Source organism: Sphingomonas sp., from assembly GCF_031380695.1.
In the GTDB taxonomy this organism is placed as follows: domain Bacteria; phylum Pseudomonadota; class Alphaproteobacteria; order Sphingomonadales; family Sphingomonadaceae; genus Sphingomicrobium.
The window spans coordinates 1-1993 of the sequence record NZ_JANMWY010000167.1; the positions used below are offsets into that span (position 1 = coordinate 1).

Here is a 1993-nt window from a genome sequence, read left to right on the forward strand (position 1 = left end):
CGAGCCAACCGCAATAGCCAATCGGCGCGGGTTTACCGAACTCTTAGTTGCCACGAAACCATCGCGGTCGACGTGTGCCCGGACGCACGGCTCCGGATCGGTCCAAACCAGTGCCTCAACATCGTCGATCGTCATTTGCGATAAATCGTGGATGACTTTATCGCAGGAATCGCAGTGACGATTGCAGCCAGCGGGCTGCATGTCATCCCATCTCTCTCCGCACGGCTCAGGAAAAGATACGCGGATGTCACTCATCGACACACTCCATGCTGGCTGGGCCAAGATCCGGACAGCCTGACCGCCCTCCCCTCGCATGGCAAGTATCCCCTACTCCGTCGTCCCGCCGTCCCAATGATCGGCGTCGTGGTTCGCCTCGGCGTCGGCCTTGGTCTGGTGGACCGTCTTGTCCTTGTGATCGGGCGGGCCGTAGAGGGTGTAGAGCTTCAATGGCTCGGTGCCGTCATTCTTGATATTGTGCCGCGCGCCGGCCGGGACGACGACCGCATAGCCATCGCTGATCTTGCTTTCCTTGCCGTCGATGGTGACCACGCCCGAGCCTGAATCGACGCGGAAGAATTGGTCGTTGTCGGGGTGGACCTCGGCGCCGATTTCCTCGCCGGGCTTTAACGCCATCAGCACCAGTTGGAGGTGCTTGCCGGTGTAAAGCACGCGGCGGAAATCTGAATTGGCCTTGGTCAGTTTCTCGATGTCGTCATGATAGCCATTCATCCGCCGATTCCTTTCGATTCCCCGGTTTAACGGCGCAGCCGCCACTTAGCTCCGCATCCCCGCGCCCGGCGGCAAGTCCCCCGCCCCGCTCTGCGGACGGATGAACATGCGTCGGACCATCGGCCAGCGGTCGGCGGCGTCGACCTCGATCGAGTGGACCAGTTTCTCGACATCGCCGGCGCTGATTGCGTCGTCGAAGTCGACCGATACCATCACCGTGATCTGATCGGGCGAGCTGTGGAGCGTGAGCACGTCGCCGACCCCGGTGACCCCGCGGCGGCATTCGATCATCCGCTTCAATCCGTCGACGATCTCGATGTCGGCGCTCTCGCCGATCAGTAACTGCTTGCTTTCGACCGCCAGGATCCACGCGGTGAAGCCGAGGATGCCGCCGATCACCACCGATGCCGCGCCGTCGAACCGCGGGTCGCCGGTCAGCTGCGACAGGCCGAGCCCGATCGCGGCGATGACGATCCCGAACATCGCCGCGCCATTTTCGAGCAGGACGATGAAGCCCGGCGGGTCCTTCGAGCGTTTGACCGCCTCGATCCAGCCGAGCGGCCCCTTCGCCTGCTTGAACTCGACGAACGCGGTCCACGTCGATCCGCCTTCCAGCAGGAAAGCGAAGGCGAGCACCACATAAGCAATGATCGGCGACACCGCCGGTTCGGGGTGCGAGATGTGCAGCATGCCTTCGTACACCGACACGCCGGCGCCGAGCGCGAACACCAGCACCGCGACGACAAAGCTCCAGAAATACAGCTCGCGGCCATGGCCCAGCGGATGCGTCGCGTCGGCCGGCCGCCGCGCCGCCTTGCGCCCCCACAGCAAGAGAAGCTGGTTGGTGGAGTCGACCACCGAATGGACGCCTTCGGTGAGCATCGCCGATGATCCGGTAAAGGCGGCGGCGACAAACTTCGACGCCGCAATGCCCAGGTTCGCGGCAAAAGCGATCCACAAAGTGCGGTTGTTATGAACCCCGTCGCTCACGTCGTCCCCTTTAGATGTGGATCACCCGGCCATAGGCGCTGAGCACGCTTTCGTGCATCATTTCGCTCAGCGTCGGGTGCGGGAAGACGGTGCGGATGAAATCTTCCTCGACCAGCTCGGCGGTCTTGCCGATGGTATAGCCCTGGATCAGCTCGGTCACCTCGGCGCCGATCATGTGCGCGCCGAGCAGCTCGCCGGTCTTCGCGTCGAACACCGTCTTGATGAAGCCCTCGACTTCGCCGAGCGCGATCGCCTTGCCATTGCCGATCGCCGG

Annotated in this window: 3 protein-coding genes and 1 pseudogene; all 4 read right to left on the reverse strand. The window is 63.1% G+C overall.

Going from position 1 to position 1993, the window contains the following annotated elements; all coding sequences use genetic code 11:
- On the reverse strand, nt 1-255 hold a 255-nt coding region (locus tag RMN84_RS06335; RefSeq protein ID WP_309611344.1), incomplete at its 3' end, for a hypothetical protein.
- Nucleotides 256-327: 72 nt separating this feature from the next.
- Complete coding sequence (locus tag RMN84_RS06340; protein WP_309611345.1) at nt 328-729, reverse strand: cupin domain-containing protein; 402 nt, start codon at nt 727-729, stop codon at nt 328-330.
- A gap of 45 nt (nt 730-774) precedes the next feature.
- Entirely contained in the window at nt 775-1719 is a 945-nt protein-coding gene (locus tag RMN84_RS06345) for a cation diffusion facilitator family transporter (RefSeq protein ID WP_309611346.1), read from the reverse strand.
- Nucleotides 1720-1729: 10 nt separating this feature from the next.
- Nucleotides 1730-1993 (reverse strand): annotated as a pseudogene (locus RMN84_RS06350) (dihydrolipoyl dehydrogenase); the annotation flags it as partial.

Coding starts and splice junctions, on each gene's coding strand:
- RMN84_RS06340 (WP_309611345.1), bottom strand. CDS start 729: ATGAATGGCTATCATGACGACATCGAGAAACTGACCAAGGCCAATTCA.